The following is an 18,852-nucleotide window of genomic DNA, read 5'->3' as shown; positions in this document are numbered from 1 at the left end:
CGTGCGCACTGCATCCTCCCTCATCACTGCCGTTCTTCCACCGCACATCGCACGCCCTAGGCTATACCGGCCGCGCCGGCGACGCGCATGATAGTGGAATCGTACGTCGCCACGGCGTCGGGGACCGCGGCGGGGTGCGGCCGACGCGTGTGGCGACGGTCCCTGTCGGTTCCGGAGCCTGTCGATGCCGATGCCGCTGTCCGCGTTTCCCCTCTCCGCGCCGCCGCGCTGGACGCGCCTGGCCGGTGCCGTCGCGCTGCTGCTGGCGCTGCTGTTCCTCGGTGTGGCGGTGGCGCTGCAGGTCCTGCGCGCCGATCTGCAGTGGCAGCAGGCCACGCTCAGCCAATACCTGCATGGACCCGGCGGCCTGCTACTGCGCACTGTCTACGTCCTGCTGGCAGCGGCTGTGATGGCTTTGGCGGCCGGCCTGTATGCGCAGTCGCCGCCACGCGCGCGCAGCGGCGCCCCGGTGCTGCTGTTCGGTGGCGCGGCGCTGGGGTTGTGCGGGGTGGCGATCGGCGACAGCTATCTGCCGCAGCGCGCACCGCTGCTGGCGCCGCTGGTGCACGGGCTCTCCGCGCAGACCGCGTTCCTGTGCGCGACTACCGCGATGCTGCTGCAAAGCGCATGGCTGCGCGGGCAGGCGGCATGGAAGGGCCGCGCCGGGCCGTTGCTGCTGCTGGCGGTGCTGGCGTTCGCGGCCTTGTGGCTGCATGTGCTGTGGCGCGCGCCGCCGCGCGGCCTGACCCAGAAGCTGGCGATCGTGCTGATCCTGGCCTGGCTGTTGCCGGTGGCGTACCGCGTGTGGCGGCCGGCGCCTGCAGCCGCGGCGCAATCGCGCGACAATGGCGCGGTCTTCCCACTACAGGACAGCGCATCATGATCCAGCGTTTCGATACCGGCCCGCGCATGTCGGAAATGACCGTGCACAACGGCGTGGCCTACCTGGCCGGCCAGATCGCCGAGGACACCAGCGCCGACATCGCCGGCCAGACCCGCGAAGTGCTTGCCGCGATCGACCGGCTGCTGGCGCTTGCCGCCACCGACAAGAGCCGGATCCTGCGCGCGGAGATCTACATGACCGACCTGGCCGAGTTCGCCGAGATGAACAAGGTCTGGGAAGAATGGGTCAGCCCCGGCAACACCCCGGCCCGCGCCACCGTGCAGGCCAAGCTGGCCGACCCGGCCTGGAAGATCGAGATCGTCATTACGGCCGCCGCTTGAGCGGCCGGGATTCGTGATTGGGGATTGGGGATTCGTCTTGCCCGCCATGACGTCGCGTGCGTATCCCCTGATCCGCGTAGGAGCGGCTTCAGCCGCGACAGGCATTAGCGGTAACGCCCCTCGCGGCTGAAGCCGCTCCTTGTATCTGGACATGTCGCCCCTAAACAGGCGTCATGTCTTCCGACTGATCATCGGAGGAGGTGTAGGAGGTCCAGTCGCTCCTAAAGCTTCGAGCTTGCATCGTAGATCGGCTCCGCCCTCCACATGCTGGCCTTTGTGTGTCCGAACGGTATCCAGAGTCCGCCCCCGGGCGTGAACTCGCATCGACAAGGCAGGACCGGGCCCAGCGCCGATCATGACCCTGACACGATGGAGGAATCGCGTATGTCTCCCGTCATCGGCATCGACGTCGCCAAACGCAGTTTCGATGTGGCCATCGATCTGACCAATGGCAAGCACCGTACCAAGGCCAAGTTGTCCAACGATGCCAAGGGCTTCCAGGCCCTGCAGGCATGGCTGCAGACGCATGCGCAGCCCGATAGCTGGATCGCCATGGAGGCCACCGGCACCTACCACCAGGCGCTGGCCGAGTTCCTCCACGCACGCGGCTATCGGGTGTGCGTGCCATCGATGACCATATCGACCAGGATCCGACCTTGCGTGGGCAGCGCGAGCTGCTGGTGAGCATCCAGGGGATTGCCGACACCAGCGCGGCCTTGATGCTGGCCGAGCTTGGCGATGTGAGGCGCTTCGCCGATGCCTCGGCGGTGACCGCCTTCGCGGGCCTGAATCCGTGCCTGCAGGAGTCGGGCGAGCGCAAAGGCCACGTCTGCATCTCGCGCACCGGCTCGCCCCGCCTGCGCGCCGGCCTGTTCATGCCGGCCCTGGTGGCCATGACCCACAACCCGATCATCCGCACGCTGAAACAGCGGCTGAGCGAACGCGGCAAAGCCGGCAAGCAGATCGTGTGCGCCGCCATGCGCAAGCTCCTGCACCTGGCCTACGGGGTTCTCAAATCGGGCACGGCGTTCGATCCGAAAAGGGGCCTTGCCTGCTAGGGGGTAAGACGGTATCTACGCGTAGACGATCAGGCGGCAGCGCGCCGCCTTTGCCAATCCCCAATCCCGACTCCCCAATCCCGGCACTTCAGCGCCTGACAAACCGGTAATGCGCCACGCCCCACTGCTGGCCCTGTTCGTAGCCGAACAGTTCCGCGCAGGCCATCCAGAACATGCGCCAGCGTTGCCACCAGATCTTGGCGTCGGCGCCGTAGGTGGCCTGCAGCACCGGCATCAGCGTGTCGCGGTGGCGGTCCTGGTTGTGCAGCCAGGCGTTGGCGGTCTTCTCGTAGTGCTGGCCGGACAGCAGCCAGCGGCGTTCGATCGCCAGGTCGTCCTGGAACTGCAGCAGGGTGTCGGCCGCCGGCATCAGCCCGCCGGTGAAGAAGTGCCGGCCCATCCAGTTGTCCTCGCCCTGCACCTCGAACGGGTAGGCCAGGTCGCGATGGCAGAAGATGTGCACGAACAGCCGCCCGCCCGGCACCAGCCAATGGCTGACGCGCTTGAGCAGTTCGCGGTAGTTGCGCATGTGCTCGAACATCTCGATCGAGACCACGCGGTCGTAGCTCTCGGTCGGCAGGGTCAGGGTGTTGGCGTCGTGGGTGATTACCTTGACGTTGCCCAGCCCGCGCGCGCGGCACTGCGCTTCGATGTGCTCGCGCTGCGGCCGCGAGTTGGACACGGCGGTGATGCGCGCGCCGGGGAACTGCTCGGCCATCCACAAGGTCAGCGAGCCCCAGCCGCAGCCCAGTTCGAGGATGCGCTGGCCATCGCGCAACTGCGCGCGTTCGCCGTACAGCTGCAGCATGTGTTCCTCGGCCGCATCGAGGTCGGGCGTGGTCGCATCCCAGTAGCAGCTGCTGTATTTCAGGCGCTTGCCCAGGCACAGCTCGAAGAAACGCGGCGGCACTTCGTAGTGCTGGCGATTGGCCGCGTCGGTCTCGATGGCGATGGCGCTCTCGCGCAGCGATTCGATCAGCAGGCGCTGGCGTTCCCAGGCCGCGTCGGCGCCGCCGGCGCGCTCCTCGCGCAGGCGCTGCGCGCACAGCCGGCGCATCGCCGCGCGCAGCATGGCGTCGGGCAGCAGGCCGGATTCGGCCAGGCGCGTGGCCAGCGGTTCGGCCGGTGCGGCGGGCGGGGAAGAGGTGGCGAAGGTGCTGGACATCGGCGGATCTCCTGGCGCGGGTTCAATGCCGCGGCGGCATGGGGAAGAAGGCGCTGGTGCTGCGCTGGTAGTCGGCGTAGTCGCGGCCGCGCGAGCGCAGGGCCTGCTGTTCGGTGTAGGGAATGCCAGTGACGCGGTACAGGAAGGCGAACATCAGCAACGGCCCCAGCGCGGCCACGCCGACCCACAGCGCGCCGCTGCCCACCGCCAAGAACACGTAGGCGAACCAGTGCACGAATTCGAAGAAGTAGTTCGGATGCCGCGAGTAGCGCCACAGGCCTTGGCGGCAGGTCTTGCCCTTGTTCGCCGGGTCGGCGCGGAAAGCGGCCAGTTGCCGGTCGGCCAGGCTTTCCCCGCCGACCGCGACCAGCCAGGTCGCCACCGCCAGGGTGGTCCACACGCTCCACTGCGGCTGCGGATTGTGCGCGGCCACTGACAGCGGCACCGCGAACGCCAGCACCACCAGCGCCTGACCGAGGAAGAACGCCAGGAACTTGCGCTGGTCGCCGTGCCAGTGCTCGCGCAGGGCGCGATAGCGGCCGTCCTCGTGCGCATCGCCGAACACGCGCACGCCCAGGTGCCAGGCCAGGCGCGCGCCCCACAGCCCGCCCAGGACCGCGGTCAGCACGCGCGGCAGCAGCGCACCGTCGGCGCGCCAGGCGCAGTACACCGCAGTCAGCGCCATGCACGCCGACCACAGCACGTCGACCACGCCGGCGTTGCGGATCTGCCGCTGCCAGGCCCAGCCGGCGAGCATGACCAGCACCGTGAAGATGCCCACATGCAGCAGCGGCCAGGCGTTCATCGCGCCGCTCCGGTTGCCGGCATCGCTGGCGTTGGGGACATCAGGCGAAGCATCGCCAGGCTCAGCAAGGTCAGCGCCGCGGCCCAGCCGACGGCCAACGCCAGCAGTGCCTGCGGCAACGGCGCTACCAGCGTCACCGCCTGCCAGCCGCGCGCGGCCAGCACGTAGCCGAGCGGACCGGCGGTGGCGCCGAACAGCGCCGCGCGCCAGGGATGGCGCATCACCCATGCCAGCGAATGCTGGAAGGTCAATGCGAAGCCGGCCCACAGCGCCAGGATCCACAGCGGCGGCCACGGCGCAGGCGGCGCGGCGGCATAGCGCACCCAGTCGCCGGCGCGCATGGCGGCATCGACACCGGCGCCCAGCGGCAGCGCCAGGGCGATCAGCGTGGCGTCGCCGCGGGCGCGACGGCGCGGTCGCAACTGATAAAGCGCGAACAGCGCCAGCGCCGCCGGGCCGGCCCAGGCCAGCCCGTGCGCGGCGCCGACCACCGCGGCCAGCCACAGCCCCTGCAGGGCCAGGTAGTTGATCAGGTTGCTCATGCGTCGCCCGCCAGCGCGGGAGCGAACTGCGCCGGCCGCGCGCGCGGCTTGCTCAGCCACAGGTGCACGTCGCCGATCGAGCGCTCCAGGAAGCCGCCTTCGCAGTAGGCCAGATAGAACTCCCACATGCGGATGAAGCGTTCGTCGTAGCCGAGCGCGCGCACCTGCGGCAGTTTGGCCATGAAGCGCTCGCGCCAGGCGCGCAGGGTCAGCGCGTAGCTGGGGCCGATGTCTTCCAGGTTGAACAGGCGCAGGTCGCTGGCGCGGGCGATGGCCCCGGTCATCGCCGCCACCGAGGGAATGAAGCTGCCCGGGAAGATGTGGCGCTTGATGAAGTCCACCGACTTGAGCGCCTGCGCGTAGCGGTGATCCTCGATGGTGATGGCCTGGATCAGCGCCTGGCCGTCGTCCTTGAGCAGGCTGCCGACCTTGCCGAAGTAGGTGTCCAGGTATTGGTGGCCGATCGCCTCGATCATCTCGATCGAGACCAGGCGGTCGTAGCGGCCATCCAGATCGCGGTAGTCGCGCAGCAACACCTCGACCCTATCCGACAGCCCGGCGACGGCGATGCGCTGCCGGGCCAGTTCGTATTGCTCGCGCGAGATGGTGGTGGTGGTGACGCGGCAGCCGTGGTGCTTGGCGGCGTGCAGCGCAAAGCCGCCCCAGCCGGTGCCGATCTCGACCAGATGATGATGCGGCTGCAGATCGAGCTTGGCGCAGATGCGCTGCAGCTTGCGCTCGGCGGCGCGCTCCAGCGCGGCCTCGCCCAGGGCGGCGTCGGCATCGCGGAAGATCGCCGAGGAGTACATCAGGTTGCGATCCAGGAACAGCTCGAACAACTGGTTGCCCAGGTCGTAGTGCGCGGCGATGTTGCGGCGGCTGCCGGCGCGGGTGTTGCGCGCGAACGCATGCAGGCCGCGCATCGCCAGGCCGCCGAGCCGGGCCAGGCCGGTCTCCATCGCGTCCAGGCGGTCGCGGTTGCGCACCAGCAGGCGCACCAGCGCGACCAGGTCGTCGCAGTCCCACAGCCCGTCCATGTACGCCTCGCCGACGCCGACGCTGCCGTTGAGCGCGGCCTGGCGGTAGAAACGCGGGTCGCGGATGCGCAGATGCGCCTGCAACGCGCCGGCGCCGGCGCCGGCATCGCCCAGCGTGGTCAGCGTGCCGGCTTCCTCGATGCGCAGCTGGCCGTCGTGCAGGCCATCGAGCGTGGCGAGCAGGCGCTTGCGCAGCAGGCGGTCGAGCCCGCGCAACGGCGGTGCGGCCGGGGTCAGCGCGGCGGCGGAAGAGGGCGCGTGCGGAGCGTTCATCGGCGTTCTCGCGGAAGGGAGTGGTCGGGGTGGTCGTGCACCGGGTTGCCGCGCAGCCACAGCCGCAGGGCCTGCCAGTGGATCTTGGCCATGACCTGCAGGGTCATCGCCGGATAGCGCAGCAGCGCCAGGGCCAGGCTGGCGCCGTCGACGACGCGGCGCTGCAGGACGAGGGTGGCGTCGAAGCGCCGCCGCACGGTTGCGGGCGCAGGATCGAGCACGTCCATGTGCACGCGCAGTTGCGCACCGGGTTCGCTGAAGCGCCAGGCGTAGGTGTGCGCCATCGCCATGAACGGCGACACATGGAAGCGCTTGGCGAAGCGCCAGGCGTGGGTGGCGCCATGGCTGCGCGCCTCGGCCATCGGCAGCACGTAGGCGTGGCGCTGCCGCCACGGCGTGTTGGTGATCTCAGCGACGATGCTGTGCAGGCGCTGCTGCGCGTCGTGGCAGTAGTAGAACGTGACCGGATTGAAGCAATGGCCGAAGTAGCGCAGGTGGGTGAGCATGCGCACCGGGCCGAGCGGGCGTTCGCCGGTGTGCTGCTGCACGCGGTCGCGTACCGCTTCGTCCAGTGGCTGTGCGGGGTCGCCGAGGTAATCGCTGCGGCGGAACTCGGCCAGGTTGCGCCGGTTCACCGACCACAGCCAGCGCCGCGCGAATATCTGCTCCAGTTCGTCCAGGTCCAGGTACAGCAGGAACAGCGGATAGCGGAACGCCAGCGCCTTGGGCGCGTAACGGCGATGCCGCACCCAGCCGGTGTACACCGCGCTGTGCAGGCCGTGCAAGGTCGTGCCCGCCGCCGCCGACGTTGTCGAGACGGCGCCAGCCGGCGGGGCGGACACGGCAGCACGGCGCATCAGGGTCATGACCAGGGTACCCCCAGCGCGGCAGCCACGTCGACCGCGCTGCGCAGGCCGTCCTCGTGGAAGCCGAAGCCCCAGCCGGCGCCGGCGAACCAGGTGTTGCGCTGGCCCTGGATCTCGCCCTTGCGCGCCTGCGCCGCCACTGACGCCTGGGTCTGCAGCGGATGCCGGTAACGCATGCGCCGCAACACCTTGGCCGGATCGATCGCATCGCTGCGGTTGAGGCTGACGATGAACGGCTGCGGCGCCTGCAGCGACTGCAGTGCGTTCATCCAGTAGCTGACCGTGCACGGTGCGTCCGGATCGGCCGGTACGTGCGCGTTCCAGGCGGCCCAGGCGCGGCGGTCGCGCGGCAGCACGCGCGCGTCGGTGTGCAGCACGGTCTCGTTGTCCTGGTAGCCGATCGCGCCGAGGATCGTGGTTTCGGCGTCGCTGGGATCGGTGAGCAGGCGCAGCGCGTCGTCGGCATGGCAGGCCAGCACCGCATGGTCGTATTGCTGCGTGTCCGCATCGCAGGCGATGGCGACGCTGCCGTGCGCGGTGCGCTGTATCGCGCGCACCGGCGTGCCGAGCCGCTCGCGTACCCGCCAGCGGCTGCGCAGCGCGCGCACGTAGCTGTTGGAGCCGCCGCGCACCACCCGCCACTGCGGGCGGCCGCTGATCTGCAGCATGTGGTGATTGGCCATGAAGCCGATCAGCTGACGCATCGGGAAATCGAGGATCTGCCGCGACGGCGAGGACCACAGCGCCGAGGCCATCGGCACCAGGTGCGCGTCGCGGAACACCTGGGAGTAGCCGTGGCGCTGCAGGAAGTCGCCGAGGGTGAGCTGCGCCAGGGAGACGTCGTGCAGCACCTGCGGCGCCTCGCGGTAGAACCGCCGCAGGTCGCGCAGCATGCGCCAGAAACGCGGCGACAGCAGGTTGCGGCGCTGGCAGAACAGCCCGTCGAGCGTGCCGGCGTTGTACTCCAGTCCGGTGCGCTCCTCGTGCACCGAGAAGCTCATCGTGGTCGGCTGCGACTCGACTCCCAGCCGCGCGAACAACGCGCTCAGCAGCGGGTAGTGCTCCGGATTGAACACGATGAAGCCGCTGTCCACCGCGTATTCCGCGCCGTCCAGTTCGATCGCATGGGTATGGGTATGGCCGCCGAGATAGTCGGCCGCCTCGTACAGCGTCACCTCGTGGCGCTGCGACAACAGCCACGCCGCGCCGAGGCCGGCGATCCCCGAGCCCACCACCGCGATCCGGCTCATCGGGCACGCGCCTGGGCGCGCAGCAGGCCGGCCGGCACCGGCTTGAGCTCGCGGATCACGCGCGTCCACGACAGCGCCTTCAGTCCGTACCAGGTCAGGTCCAGCTCCCACCAGCGGAAGCCCTGGCGCGCGGCGCCGGGGAAGAAATGGTGGTTGTTGTGCCAGCCTTCGCCGAAGGTCAGCAGCGCCAGCCACAGGTTGTTGCGGCTGTCGTCGCGGGTGTCGAAGCGGCGGCTGCCGAAGCGGTGCGCCAGCGAGTTGATGGTGAAGGTGGCATGGAACAGCGCCACGGTGGAGACGAAGAAGCCCCACACCAGCAACTGCGGGCCATCGGTGCCGAGCTGCGGCACGTGTCGCTGCAGCCACCCGCCGAGCAGGAACAGCGCCAGCGCCAGCAGTACCGGCAGCAGCAGGTCGAAGCGGTCGAGGAAGCGCAGTTCGGGGAAGCGGCGCAGGTCCGGGATCGCCTCCCAGTCGGTGCGGAAGCCGCGCGGAGTCAGGAACCAGCCGCTATGGCTCCACCAGAAGCCGTGCTGGCGCGGCGAATGCGGATCGGCCGGGGTGTCGGTGTGGCGATGATGGTTGCGGTGGTGCGCGGCCCACCACAGCGGCCCCCGCTGCACGCAGGTGGCGCCGATCGCGGCGAACAGGAACTGCACGGGGCGCGAGGTCTTGAACGCGCGGTGGGCGAAATAGCGGTGGTAGAAGCCGGTGAGCGCGAACATGCGCACCGCATACATCGCCACCGCCATGCCCACGGCGAACCAGGACACGCCAACCCAGAACACGCCCAGGCAGGCCAGGTGCAGGCCGATGTAGGGCGCGGCGCGCAGCCAGTCGATGCGGTCGGCACGCGCCGGATCCAGTTCGATCTCGGCGCTGGTGTCGAACCAGCGGCGCAGGGTGCGCAGGATGCGGCCACGCGGCGCAGGCGGCGATGTGGAAGGGCGGGGTTCCGGAACGGGACTCGGCACAAGCGCGTCTCATTGGGGGACTTGGGGAGCGATACGGGCGAAACCGGAAGACGGATGCACCCAAGTCGCATTTCCCCTGCACGGCTGCGGGCGTGGCATCGCGGGCCACGACGGCGCAGCGCAGGCGTCGCGCGATCGGAAGATCTGGCTGTCGCGCGGATGCGCGACGGCGGCGGCGATGTTGCCTGCGCGCGAGTGGTGGGCGGGTGAATGCGCGCCGGGTTCTTGCAGTTGAGCGCGGCACGGACTGCCTGCGGCGCGTGCAAGGCGCCTGGAACTGCCCCTCTCCCACCGGGAGAGGGGTTGGGGTGAGGGTACGGCGGGAAGCCCTCGCGCATCCAACTTGCGCCACCGGACGCTCTACGAGGCTTCGCCCGTACCCTCATCCGCCCCTTCGGGGCACCTTCTCCCGGCGGGAGAAGGGAATCCATGGTCCCGGTGGGAGAAGGGTTGTCTACGGTGCGAGTTGCAGCGTGCCAAGGCGTATTGCCCCTCTCCCATCGGGAGAGGGGTTGGGGTGAGGGTACGGCGCGAAGCGCCTCGCGCATCCAACTTGCGCTACCGGACGCTCTACGAGGCTTCGCCCGTACCCTCATCCGCCCCTTCGGGGCACCTTCTCCCGATGGGAGAAGGGGTTGTCTACGGCGCCAGCTGCAGCGTGCTGATGCCGCCCTTGGCCACGACCGGGCCGGTGGCGACGCCGCCGGGCGCGCCGCCGGGCGGTTCCATGGTCACCGCCAGCACCGCGCCGTCGCTGAGCATGGGCATCAGCGCATCGGGGATGCGCGCCACGCGCGCCTTGGCCGCATCGAACACGCCCATCGAGCGCGCCTTGCCGTCGGCCGGGATCAGCCACAGCTCGGGCACGCGCGCACTGTCGTGGGTGCCGCCCAGCGGGGTGAGGGTGATGCTGCGCTTGTCGGCGTCCATCAGCGCCACATAGCCGGGCTTGCCGTCGTCCTGCATCAGCGTGGAGGTCATCGCGATGCCGCTGGGCTTGGGCGTGGTGGTGACGACCGGTGGCGGCTGCGTGGCCGGCGGCGGCACCGGCGCACGCGCCAGCAGCAGCGCCAGCAGGCAGGCGGTGGCGGTGGCGAAGCCGCCGGCGCTGAGCCAGCGCCAGATCCGTACGCTGTCCCAGAACCCAGGCGCAGCGGGCCGCGCGCGCGGCGCCGGCGCATCCAGGCCCAGCGAGGCGCGGATGCGCACCCACACGCGTTCGGGCACCGCCACCGGGGCGATCTCGTCGGCCAGCGGCATCAGGTGCTGCTGCCACTGCAGCACCGCCTCGGCGAATTCGCGGTCGCTGTCGATGCGCGCTTCGGCAGCGCGGCGCTCCTGCGCGTCGAGCACGCCGAGCACGTATTCGCCGGCCAGCACGTCGCGCGGCGGCGGGGTTTCCTGCGGATCGGGCACGGAGGCGTTCATCGTTCCAGGCACGCTTTCAGTTTGGCCAGGCCGCGGCGGATCCAGCTCTTGACCGTGCCCAGCGGCGTGCCGCTGCGGTGGGCCAGTTCCTCGTAGGTGATGCCCTCGAAGAACGCGGTGCGGATCAACTCGCCGCGCGGCGGCTCCAGTTCGCCCATGCACACGTCCAGGCGCCGTCCCGCCACCCGCCACTCGGTATCGGCGAGCGGATCGCGGCCTTCGTCCTGCAGTTCACCGGCGTCGTCCAGCGCCACCGACTGCCGCGCCGGGGCGCGTGCGCGCAGATGGTCGATGGCCTTGTTGCGGGCGATCATGGTCAGCCAGGTCAGGCCGCGCGCGCGTTGCGGGTCGAACTGCGCGGCCTTGCGCCAGACCGAGGAAAACACTTCCTGCAGCACGTCCTCGGCTTCGCCGCGCTGCGGCACGATGCGCAGGCACACGCCGAACAGGCGTGACGAGGTGGTGCGGTACAGGCGTTCGAACGCGGCGCTGTCGCCGGTGGCGGTGGCGACCAGCAATTGTCCTGCTTCGTCGTGATCGGGCGACTCGGTCATGCCGGGAGACGGTGGCGAAGGTCGGCGCGATGCTACAGGCTTTCGCCGCGGCCGTCGCTCAGGCGCGCTGGCGCCGCCACAGGATGAGCGCGGCGAGCAGCAGGACGATCTCGAACGCAGCCAGGCCGGTCGTGGTCGGACCCACCGGCCACAGCCGCAGCAGGCTGGCGCTGCGGTAGAGCACGATGGGCACGTAGAACGCCAGCGCCAGGAGCAGGCCGGTGCGCAACTGCCCGGTGCGGGCGAAGTAGCCGAACAGGAAGGCCATGCCCAGTTGCAGGCCGCCGTAGATGACCAGGTATTCGGACTGGCCGGAGCGGTCCAGGCCGACATAGCCCACCGCCGCGGCGGTCTGCGCCGGCAGCAGCGTGCACCAGACGGCCAGGAGCGCGTAGAGCGCGGCGTTGAACCACAGGTAGGCCTTGGCCATGAGGTGTCCTCGTCGATGCGCGGGCGATGCGCAGGCATGGTTGTAGCGGGTGCGGCGATGGCCGGCGTGAATGCGCTGGCGGCGCGGCTCAGCGCGCGCTGCATTGCGCGACCAACGGTTGCTGCAGCGCCTGCTCCCAGGCGCCGGCATCGGCCTGGCCGCGCAAGCGTTCGGGGAATTCGATGCGCACGGTCGGGTAGCGGCCGCGCGCGTCGCGGATGTTGCCGACGCCGCGGAACTCGAGCAGGCGCCGGTCCTGGCGTGCATAGGCGACGCTGAGGTCGGGCAGCAACGTGCCGTACCAGGCGGCCAGGCTCAGGGTGTAGCGTTGCACCTCGGCATCGGCCGGGCCGGGCGTGATGCGGAACTCGAGCGTGCGCAGTTCGCTGGGCAGCACGAAGGCGATGCGCTGCGGCGCGCCGCTGCCCAAGCTGTCCCAACGCTGGCGCAGGTAGGCGTCGAAACCGGCGTCGATCACCTGCGCCTGCTCGCTCTTGGGCAGTGGCGCACGGCGTTCGGCCTGGCCCTTGGCCTGGCTGAACATCTCGCGCCCACCGCCGCTGCGGCGCACGCCCTCGCGGTAGCCGCTGCGCGCATCGACCAGTTCGAAGCCCGGCGCGGCACTGCCGTCGTCCACGCGCTTGCGTGCGAACGCGCTGCCATCGGCGCACTGGTACAGCACCACGCGCGCGCCATCGTCGCGGACCCAATGGCTTTCGCGGTACAGCACCTGCTTGCCGTCGGCGGCATAGGCGATGCCCTCGTAGTGCAGCATCGCCCTGGCCGGCGCCGCGGCGACGAGCGCAGCGGTACCCAGGGCCAGGGCCAGCGGCAGGTGCGGTCGGGTGAACGTTAAGGCGGCGGTCGACGTCGGCATGCACGGCGCTCCGGTGGGATGACACCAGGACATACGCGGCCGGCGCCGATCCGGATGCGCCCGCGGTGGCGGCCGCGTTGCGCGGGCGTCTCAGCGCAGCACGATGCAGTCCACCGGGCAGGCCGGCAGGCACAGTGCGCAGCCGGTGCACAAGGGTGCCAGCACCGTGTGCATGTGCTTGGCGCCGCCGACGATGGCGTCCACCGGGCAGGCCTGGATGCACTTGGTGCAGCCGATGCAGTCGGCCTCGATCACCCACGCCACCTGCGGCGGCGTGTGCGTGCCGCGGCTGCGGTCGTAGGGCAGGGCGGGGACCCCGAGCACCCGCGCCAGGGCGCGCGCGCCGGCGTCGCCGCCGGGCGGGCAGCGGTCCACCTGCGCCGTGCCGGCGGCCATCGCCTCGGCATAGGGGCGACAGCCGTCGAACCCGCACTGGCCGCATTGGGTCTGCGGCAGCAGGCGATCGAGACGTTCGAGCAGGGCGTCGTGGGTGGGCGTCATGGCGGAGGCGGCGCGCAGCGGCGCACGGCGTGGAGCAGAGGCGAAAAAGCGGAAACGCCGGCGTGGCGAGCCGGCACAGTGTAGCGCGGCGTCCGCTGCGGCCCGAGCCTAGCGCGCGCTGTAGGTGTCGATCACGACCTGGACCGCGGTGCCCGGCGCCGGCGTGGCGGGCGCGTCCTGGGCACGGTCCAGCACGATCCGCACCGGCTGCCGCTGCACGCGCCGGACATGGTTGCCGGCCTGCGCGGCGCTGTCGAGCGCCGCGTCCGTGTCGGCGCCGATCGCCTGGACGTGGCCGACCCAGGCGATCTCCGCATCGCCGGCCAGGTGCACCTGCGCGGTCTGGCCGACCCGGATCGTCGGCAGCACGTCCTCGCGGAACCGGGCGATCACCACGGTCGCGTCGTCCGGGGACGCATGCGTGGAGACGGCGGCCGGCGCGCCGGGCCTGGCGCCACCGCCGCGCGACGCCGGCGGCGCCACCCAGGCGTCGTCGCTGCGCGCCGCGGGGTACATGCGCCACCCCCACACGCTGACGGCGAATGCGATGCCGAGCAGGACCGCCAGCGCCACGATCGACAAGGCGACGACCGCGCTGCGGTCGCGCGGTGGCGTCGCCGCGGCGTCGCTGCGTGCCGCGGAGGCGGCCGCGCGCTGCGCAGCGGACGGCAGGGGTGGCGGTGTCTGGCGCGGCGTCATCGGCTCAGGCGATCCGGCGCCCGCGGTACCAGCGCTCGTGCGCCAGCGCTAGCATCGGCCGGTCCTCGCGGCTGTCGCCGTACGCGTAGATGCGCGGATAGGCCTTCAGGTCGTACTGCATGCGGATCAGGGCGGCCTTGCGCGGCCCGCAGTCGCCGTGGCGATAGCGTCCGGTCAGGCGCCCGTCCTGCACTTCCAGGCGATTGCAGATCAGGTGCAGCCCATGCTGCTTGCACCAGGGTTGCAGATACAGGTCCAGCGAACCGGACACCAGCGCCACCCTGTGCCCCTGCGCCTGATGCCAGGCGATCCGCTGCATCATGTCCGGCCGCAGTAGCGGCGGCAGCGCCTCGTGCGCATAGCGCTCGGCTTCGCGGGCGATCTCGTCTGCGTCGCGTCCGGCGAACACCAGGCGGGTGACCCGGGTGCGCAACGCCGCCGCCGACACCAGCCCCAGCCGATAGCCGGCCAGCCAGGGCCCGACCGTCCAGCGTGCCTGCGCCTGTTGCGCCGGCGTGGCCACCCGCCGCAGGAACCCCGAATAGGTATCGGCGGTGGTGACCGTGTGGTCGAAGTCGAATAGAGCGAGGGATTGGGGATTCGGCATTGGGGATTCGTCACCGCGTCATGGACCCATCGGCGCCGGGAGTGGCTCAACCAATCCCCAATCCCGACTCCCCAATCCCGGCTCTCAACGCACCGGCATGCCCGGCTGCGCGCCGCTGTCGGCGTCGAGCAGGGCCAGGGCGCCGCCGTCGAAGCCGGCCGACAGGATCATGCCCTCGCTGAGGCCGAAGCGCATCTTGCGCGGGGCGAGGTTGGCGATGAACACCACGTTGCGGCCGACCAGCTTTTCCGGTTCGCCGTAGCTGCCGCGGATGCCGGAGAAGATCTGCCGCTTGCCCAGCTCGCCGGCGTCCAGTTCGAAGCGCAGCAGCTTGTCCGATCCTTCGACGAATTCGCAGGCCAGCACCTTGCCGATGCGCAGATCGAGCTTGGCGAAGTCGTCGATGCCGATGTGGCCGGGATTGGGGATTGGGGGTTGGGGATTGGTGGCGGCCTTCGCTTCCTGCTTGGCGGGGGCCGCGGCAGTTGGAGGGGGGGCGAGGGTGTCCTTGGAGGCGTCGGTCATGGCGTCGAGCAGCTTTGGGTCGAGACGGGTGAACAGAGGGGCGTAGGGCTGGATGGCGTGCGCCAGCAGCGGGGCGTTGAGGTCGTCCCAGGCGGTGAGCGGGGCCGACAGGAAGGCCTCGGCCTCGGCGCAGGTGCGCGGCAGCACCGGTTTGAGCGCGGCGGCAAGCACGCGGAACAGGTTCAGGCCCTGCGTGCACACCGCCTGCAGTTGCGCTTCGGCGCCGTCCTGCTTGGCCAGCACCCAGGGCTTGTGCTCGTCGATGTACTTGTTGGCCTCGTCGGCCAGAGCCATGGTCTGGCGGATCGCGCTGGCCGGATCGTTGCGCTCGTACGCCTCGCGGATCGGCGCCAGCGCGGCGACGAAGCGCGTGTACTGCGCCGCATCCGGCAGCGCGTCGGCGAGCGTGCCGCCGAAGCGCTTGTCGATGAAGCCGGCGCAGCGGCTGGCCAGGTTGACGAACTTGCCGACCAGGTCCGCGTTGACCCGCGCCACGAAGTCGCCCAGGTTCAGGTCGAGATCGTCGACGCCGCCGGAGGACTTGGCCGCGAAGTAGTAGCGCAGCGCTTCCGGCTCCAAGCCCACGTCCAGGTAGGTGCGGGCCATGACGAAGGTACCGCGCGACTTGGACATCTTGGCGCCGTCGACGGTCAGGTAGCCGTTGACGTGCAGCCGGGTCGGCGCGCGGTGGCCGGTGCCGTGCAGCACCGCCGGCCAGAACAGGCCGTGGAAGTTGACGATGTCCTTGCCGATGAAGTGGTGCAGTTCGGTGGCGGTGCCGGCGGCCAGGTGCGGCTCGAACGCTTCGCCCAGGCTCGCGCACAGGGTCTGGAAGCTGCTCAGGTAGCCGATCGGCGCGTCCAGCCACACGTAGAAGTACTTGCCCGGCTGGCCGGGGATCTGGAAGCCGAAGTAGGGCGCGTCGCGGGAAATGTCCCAGGCGCGGAGGCCGCCTTCGCTGTCCAGCCACTCCATCAGCTTGGCCTTGACCCCGGGCAGGGCCACGTCGCCGGCCAGCCAATCGCGCAGGAAGCCGTCGAAGCGGCCGACCTCGAAGAAGAAGTGTTCCGAATCGCGCAGTTCCGGCGTGGCGCCGGAGATCACCGACTTCGGCTCCTTCAGCTCGGTCGGGGAATAGGTGGCGCCGCAGACCTCGCAGTTGTCGCCGTACTGGTCGGCGCTGCCGCAGTTCGGGCAGATGCCCTTGATGTAGCGGTCGGGCAGGAACATGCCCTTGGCCGGGTCGTAGAACTGCGCCACCGAGCGACGCGCGATGTGGCCGCCGGCGTCGAGCTTGGCGTAGAACGCCTCGGTCAGGGCGCGATTGGCGTCCGAGTTGGTCGAGTCGTAATGGTCGAAGGCCACGCCGAACGCGGCGAAATCGCGCTCGTGGCTGGCCTGGATGGCGGCGATGAAGTCTTCCGGGGTGACCCCGGCCTTCTCCGCGGCCAGCATGATCGGCGTGCCATGGGTGTCGTCGGCGCACACGAACCAGGTGCGGTCGCCGCGCAACCGCCGCGCGCGCACCCAGATGTCGGCCTGGATGTAGCCGACCAGATGCCCCAGATGCAGCGGTCCGTTGGCATAGGGCAGGGCGGTGGTGACGAGGGCGGTGGTCATGGCGGCCGGCGTTTCTGGGGGCCGGGGATTATTGCATGGAGCCGGGATTCGGGATTGGGGAGTCGGGATTGGTCAAGCACGTGGTCGGCGTCTGCAAATCCGCGCGCCCATTAAAAAGGCGCCCTTGCAGGCGCCTTCAACAGAGTGGCTTGCAGAACGGAAATCAGGCAGCGACACCGCTTTTGCGAATCCCCAATCCCGATTCCCGAATCCCGTCACTCCCTGATCCAGGTCTGTGTCCGCCCCAACGCCTCGATGCCGATGTAGCCGCGCATCTGCAGCTTCTTGCCGCCGTCGGTGAGGGTGATCTTGGCCTTGTAGGTCTTGCCCTTGGCCGGGTCCAGCACCGAGCCGCCGTCCCACACCGCGGTGCCGTCGGGCTTGAGGCCCCACAGGATGGTCATGCCCTTGATCGGCTTGCCCTTGCGCTCGCCGTCGCACTTGTCGCACATCGGATTGGGGCCGTGGTTGGATTGCAGGATCTCCACCACCTTGCCGCTCAGCGTGCCGTTGTTGGCCTGTTCGATCTGCACGATCGACTTGGGCTTGCCGGTTTCGTCGTCGATGGTCTGCCAGCGGCCGACCGGCGAGGTGTCGGCGGCGTGCGCCATGAATGCCGCCGCGCTCAGCGGCAGGGCCAGCATCAGGGTCTTGAAGCTCGTGCGCATGTTCCCCTCCCGAGGGATGTCCGGTGCGGCCGGCGCGATGCCGGCCTGATCCGACTGTATACCCAAGCGTATGGTGCTGGGAATCCGCACTGCGTCATGCGGTTCAGCGTGGCCGGCGCTGTGCGTTCAGCCGGTTTCGTACAGTTCCAGCGGCAGGTCGTCGGGATCGGCGAAGAAGGTGAAACGGCGGCCGGTGTAGTCGTCGACGCGGATGGGTTCGACCGCCACGCCGTGCGCCTGCAGGTGCGCGACGGCGGCGTCCAGGTCGCGCACGCGCAGCGCCAGGTGGCGCAGGCCGCAGGCTTCCGGGCGGCTCGGCCGCGGCGGCGGGGTCGGGAACGAGAACAGTTCGAGCTGGCTGCCGTCGGGCAGGGCCAGGTCCAGCTTCCAGGAGTCGCGCGCATCGCGGTAGACCTCGGCGATCACCGGCAGGCCCAGGAGGCGGCAATAGAAGTCCTTGGAGCGCGCGTAGTCGGAGGCGATGATCGCCACGTGGTGCAGGCCGTCGAGGGTGAGTGGCGACGTCATCGCGGCGAGCTCGCGCAGCGGGCGTGGGCGGCGGCAGTGCTCGCAGGTGGCGCGGCGGTGGTGTCGTGCGCAGTCGGCAATAGGGTCGATGGCATGGCGGCAGCATAGCGCAGCGTCGCGACCGTGCCGCCGCCGTCTGCGACACTGCGCGTTCCGTTGCTGCGAGGCCGCGCCATGCCGTACAACCCGCTTGCCGCGCTGCTGGCCGAGCACCGTTGCCTGGTGCTCGATGGCGCGTTGGCCACCGAGCTGGAACGGCGCGGCTGCGATCTGCGCGATCCGCTGTGGTCGGCGAAGATCCTGCTGGACCAACCGGACCTGATCCGCCAGGTGCACCGCGACTATTTCGCCGCCGGTGCGCAGTGTGCGATCACCGCCAGCTACCAGGCCACGCCGCAGGGGTTTGCCGCACGCGGGATCGACCTCGTGCAAGCGCAGCGCTTGATCGCGTGCAGCGTCGAACTGGCGCAGCAGGCGCGGCAGGCACATCTCGCGCGGCATCCGCAGGCGGGGCCGTTGCTGGTTGCTGGCTCGGTGGGGCCGTATGGCGCCTTCCTGGCCGACGGGTCCGAGTACCGTGGCGACTACGCGTTGCCGCAGGCGGCATTGCGGGACTTCCACCGCCCGCGCATCGCCGCGCTGGTGGAGGCGAGCGTGGATCTGCTGGCCTGCGAAACGCAGCCGTCATTGGCGGAAATGGTGGCCTTGCTGGAGGTGCTGGAGGCATTCCCGCAGATCGTCGCCTGGTTCACCTGCACGCTGCGCGATGCGACGCATCTCAGCGACGGCACGCCGTTGCGTGAGGTGGTGGCGTTGCTCGACGGCCATCCGCAGGTGGTGGCGCTCGGCGTCAACTGTGTCGCCCCGTCGCTGGCCACCGCGGCGTTGCGCCACTTGGCGACACTGACCCGCGTGCCGCTTGTGGTGTATCCCAATGCTGGCGAGCGCTACGACGCCGACCGCAAATGCTGGCAGGCCGGCAGCGCCGACGCTGGGGTTCTGGCCGACCATCTCCTCGCCTGGCATGCCGCCGGTGCGCGCCTGATCGGCGGTTGCTGCCGCACCACGCCGCAGGACATCGCGCAGCTGGCGCAGCGTCTGGCATCGTCGTAGCGAGGAGGCGGGTCGCCTCGCACGCGACCGCACGCTGCTTTAGCCGGTGGGGGCGCAGCTGATGTCGGCGGCCTCCTGCTGTTGTGGGAGGGACTTCAGTCCCGACGC

Annotated in this window: 20 protein-coding genes and 1 pseudogene; 4 read left to right on the top strand and 17 right to left on the bottom strand. The window is 70.2% G+C overall.

Annotated features, from left to right (window positions below; translation table 11 throughout):
* The first annotated feature begins 190 nt into the window (after nt 1-190).
* The 3 genes and pseudogenes from AC1PK7_RS15210 to AC1PK7_RS15200 all read left to right on the top strand — a co-directional run bounded on the left by AC1PK7_RS15210 (nt 191) and on the right by AC1PK7_RS15200 (nt 2,282).
* Nucleotides 191-883: a DUF998 domain-containing protein gene (locus AC1PK7_RS15210; RefSeq protein WP_481100904.1), complete on the top strand. Its 693-nt coding sequence runs from the start codon at nt 191-193 to the stop codon at nt 881-883.
* A complete protein-coding gene (locus AC1PK7_RS15205) occupies nt 880-1,224 on the top strand; it encodes a RidA family protein (protein WP_010342343.1) in 345 nt (114 codons plus the stop codon). Before AC1PK7_RS15210 ends, AC1PK7_RS15205 begins: the two co-directional genes overlap by 4 nt.
* A 384-nt stretch (nt 1,225-1,608) precedes the next feature.
* A pseudogene (locus AC1PK7_RS15200) lies at nt 1,609-2,282 on the top strand (transposase).
* A gap of 88 nt (nt 2,283-2,370) precedes the next feature.
* Here AC1PK7_RS15200 and AC1PK7_RS15195 read toward each other — a convergent pair.
* From AC1PK7_RS15195 to gloA2, 17 genes are all read right to left on the bottom strand, one after another.
* Nucleotides 2,371-3,447: an SAM-dependent methyltransferase gene (locus AC1PK7_RS15195; protein WP_481098677.1), complete on the bottom strand. Its 1,077-nt coding sequence runs from the start codon at nt 3,445-3,447 to the stop codon at nt 2,371-2,373.
* 22 nt (nt 3,448-3,469) lie between these two features.
* Nucleotides 3,470-4,252: a DUF1295 domain-containing protein gene (locus AC1PK7_RS15190; protein WP_481098676.1), complete on the bottom strand. Its 783-nt coding sequence runs from the start codon at nt 4,250-4,252 to the stop codon at nt 3,470-3,472.
* Nucleotides 4,249-4,794, bottom strand: a complete 546-nt coding sequence (locus tag AC1PK7_RS15185; RefSeq protein ID WP_481098675.1) for a DUF2878 domain-containing protein — start codon at nt 4,792-4,794, stop codon at nt 4,249-4,251. The genes AC1PK7_RS15190 and AC1PK7_RS15185 overlap by 4 nt, the downstream gene beginning before the upstream one ends.
* On the bottom strand, nt 4,791-6,104 hold the full coding sequence (locus AC1PK7_RS15180; RefSeq protein WP_481098674.1) for a class I SAM-dependent methyltransferase: 1,314 nt from the start codon (nt 6,102-6,104) through the stop codon (nt 4,791-4,793). The genes AC1PK7_RS15185 and AC1PK7_RS15180 overlap by 4 nt, the downstream gene beginning before the upstream one ends.
* Complete coding sequence (locus AC1PK7_RS15175; RefSeq protein WP_481098673.1) at nt 6,101-6,970, bottom strand: DUF1365 domain-containing protein; 870 nt, start codon at nt 6,968-6,970, stop codon at nt 6,101-6,103. Before AC1PK7_RS15175 ends, AC1PK7_RS15180 begins: the two co-directional genes overlap by 4 nt.
* Complete coding sequence (locus AC1PK7_RS15170) at nt 6,967-8,220, bottom strand: NAD(P)/FAD-dependent oxidoreductase (protein ID WP_481098672.1); 1,254 nt, start codon at nt 8,218-8,220, stop codon at nt 6,967-6,969. The genes AC1PK7_RS15175 and AC1PK7_RS15170 overlap by 4 nt, the downstream gene beginning before the upstream one ends.
* Entirely contained in the window at nt 8,217-9,194 is a 978-nt protein-coding gene (locus tag AC1PK7_RS15165; RefSeq protein WP_481098671.1) for an acyl-CoA desaturase, read from the bottom strand. Before AC1PK7_RS15165 ends, AC1PK7_RS15170 begins: the two co-directional genes overlap by 4 nt.
* Before the next feature lie 639 nt (nt 9,195-9,833).
* On the bottom strand, nt 9,834-10,622 hold the full coding sequence (locus tag AC1PK7_RS15160; RefSeq protein WP_481098670.1) for an anti-sigma factor: 789 nt from the start codon (nt 10,620-10,622) through the stop codon (nt 9,834-9,836).
* Entirely contained in the window at nt 10,619-11,176 is a 558-nt protein-coding gene (locus tag AC1PK7_RS15155) for a sigma-70 family RNA polymerase sigma factor (protein ID WP_481098669.1), read from the bottom strand. The genes AC1PK7_RS15160 and AC1PK7_RS15155 overlap by 4 nt, the downstream gene beginning before the upstream one ends.
* Nucleotides 11,177-11,234: 58 nt before the next feature.
* Nucleotides 11,235-11,606, bottom strand: a complete 372-nt coding sequence (locus AC1PK7_RS15150; protein ID WP_019801199.1) for a hypothetical protein — start codon at nt 11,604-11,606, stop codon at nt 11,235-11,237.
* Nucleotides 11,607-11,694: 88 nt separating this feature from the next.
* Complete coding sequence (locus AC1PK7_RS15145) at nt 11,695-12,483, bottom strand: hypothetical protein (protein ID WP_481098668.1); 789 nt, start codon at nt 12,481-12,483, stop codon at nt 11,695-11,697.
* A 90-nt stretch (nt 12,484-12,573) separates the two neighbouring features.
* Nucleotides 12,574-12,984 carry an Rnf electron transport complex subunit RnfB gene (gene rnfB / locus AC1PK7_RS15140; protein ID WP_420007507.1) on the bottom strand — a complete coding sequence of 137 codons (411 nt, stop codon included), beginning with the start codon at nt 12,982-12,984 and terminating at the stop codon, nt 12,574-12,576.
* A gap of 108 nt (nt 12,985-13,092) precedes the next feature.
* Nucleotides 13,093-13,683 carry a hypothetical protein gene (locus tag AC1PK7_RS15135; RefSeq protein WP_481098667.1) on the bottom strand — a complete coding sequence of 197 codons (591 nt, stop codon included), beginning with the start codon at nt 13,681-13,683 and terminating at the stop codon, nt 13,093-13,095.
* Nucleotides 13,684-13,687: 4 nt separating this feature from the next.
* Nucleotides 13,688-14,290, bottom strand: a complete 603-nt coding sequence (locus tag AC1PK7_RS15130) for an HAD family hydrolase (RefSeq protein ID WP_481098666.1) — start codon at nt 14,288-14,290, stop codon at nt 13,688-13,690.
* Between the two features lie 84 nt (nt 14,291-14,374).
* Nucleotides 14,375-16,435 carry a methionine--tRNA ligase gene (metG, locus tag AC1PK7_RS15125; RefSeq protein ID WP_481098665.1) on the bottom strand — a complete coding sequence of 687 codons (2,061 nt, stop codon included), beginning with the start codon at nt 16,433-16,435 and terminating at the stop codon, nt 14,375-14,377.
* A 215-nt stretch (nt 16,436-16,650) separates the two neighbouring features.
* Entirely contained in the window at nt 16,651-17,103 is a 453-nt protein-coding gene (locus tag AC1PK7_RS15120) for a DUF2147 domain-containing protein (protein WP_481098664.1), read from the bottom strand.
* 126 nt (nt 17,104-17,229) lie between these two features.
* Entirely contained in the window at nt 17,230-17,631 is a 402-nt protein-coding gene (gene gloA2 / locus AC1PK7_RS15115; RefSeq protein ID WP_481098663.1) for an SMU1112c/YaeR family gloxylase I-like metalloprotein, read from the bottom strand.
* Between the two features lie 174 nt (nt 17,632-17,805).
* On the opposite strand from gloA2, the gene mmuM reads away from it, so the two are divergent.
* Entirely contained in the window at nt 17,806-18,744 is a 939-nt protein-coding gene (mmuM, locus tag AC1PK7_RS15110; RefSeq protein ID WP_481098662.1) for a homocysteine S-methyltransferase, read from the top strand.
* The last annotated feature ends 108 nt before the right edge of the window (nt 18,745-18,852 follow it).

The sequence above is a fragment of the Xanthomonas sp. NCPPB 3174 genome (assembly GCF_056725205.1).
The sequence above is the reverse complement of the archived record's forward strand: the minus strand, read 5'-3'. Positions and strand labels throughout refer to the sequence as shown.

Bases quoted from the DNA above. Each gene is read 5' to 3' on its own strand.
- AC1PK7_RS15190 (WP_481098676.1), bottom strand. From the start codon at position 4,252: ATGAACGCCTGGCCGCTGCTGCATGTGGGCATCTTCACGGTGCTGGTC.
- AC1PK7_RS15170 (WP_481098672.1), bottom strand. From the start codon at position 8,220: ATGAGCCGGATCGCGGTGGTGGGCTCGGGGATCGCCGGCCTCGGCGCG.
- AC1PK7_RS15175 (WP_481098673.1), bottom strand. From the start codon at position 6,970: ATGACCCTGATGCGCCGTGCTGCCGTGTCCGCCCCGCCGGCTGGCGCC.
- AC1PK7_RS15195 (WP_481098677.1), bottom strand. From the start codon at position 3,447: ATGTCCAGCACCTTCGCCACCTCTTCCCCGCCCGCCGCACCGGCCGAA.
- AC1PK7_RS15185 (WP_481098675.1), bottom strand. From the start codon at position 4,794: ATGAGCAACCTGATCAACTACCTGGCCCTGCAGGGGCTGTGGCTGGCC.
- AC1PK7_RS15150 (WP_019801199.1), bottom strand. From the start codon at position 11,606: ATGGCCAAGGCCTACCTGTGGTTCAACGCCGCGCTCTACGCGCTCCTG.
- AC1PK7_RS15130 (WP_481098666.1), bottom strand. From the start codon at position 14,290: ATGCCGAATCCCCAATCCCTCGCTCTATTCGACTTCGACCACACGGTC.
- metG (WP_481098665.1), bottom strand. From the start codon at position 16,435: ATGACCACCGCCCTCGTCACCACCGCCCTGCCCTATGCCAACGGACCG.
- AC1PK7_RS15135 (WP_481098667.1), bottom strand. From the start codon at position 13,683: ATGACGCCGCGCCAGACACCGCCACCCCTGCCGTCCGCTGCGCAGCGC.
- gloA2 (WP_481098663.1), bottom strand. From the start codon at position 17,631: ATGACGTCGCCACTCACCCTCGACGGCCTGCACCACGTGGCGATCATC.
- AC1PK7_RS15160 (WP_481098670.1), bottom strand. From the start codon at position 10,622: ATGAACGCCTCCGTGCCCGATCCGCAGGAAACCCCGCCGCCGCGCGAC.
- AC1PK7_RS15145 (WP_481098668.1), bottom strand. From the start codon at position 12,483: ATGCCGACGTCGACCGCCGCCTTAACGTTCACCCGACCGCACCTGCCG.
- AC1PK7_RS15120 (WP_481098664.1), bottom strand. From the start codon at position 17,103: ATGCGCACGAGCTTCAAGACCCTGATGCTGGCCCTGCCGCTGAGCGCG.
- AC1PK7_RS15205 (WP_010342343.1), top strand. From the start codon at position 880: ATGATCCAGCGTTTCGATACCGGCCCGCGCATGTCGGAAATGACCGTG.
- rnfB (WP_420007507.1), bottom strand. From the start codon at position 12,984: ATGACGCCCACCCACGACGCCCTGCTCGAACGTCTCGATCGCCTGCTG.
- AC1PK7_RS15210 (WP_481100904.1), top strand. From the start codon at position 191: ATGCCGCTGTCCGCGTTTCCCCTCTCCGCGCCGCCGCGCTGGACGCGC.
- mmuM (WP_481098662.1), top strand. From the start codon at position 17,806: ATGCCGTACAACCCGCTTGCCGCGCTGCTGGCCGAGCACCGTTGCCTG.
- AC1PK7_RS15155 (WP_481098669.1), bottom strand. From the start codon at position 11,176: ATGACCGAGTCGCCCGATCACGACGAAGCAGGACAATTGCTGGTCGCC.
- AC1PK7_RS15180 (WP_481098674.1), bottom strand. From the start codon at position 6,104: ATGAACGCTCCGCACGCGCCCTCTTCCGCCGCCGCGCTGACCCCGGCC.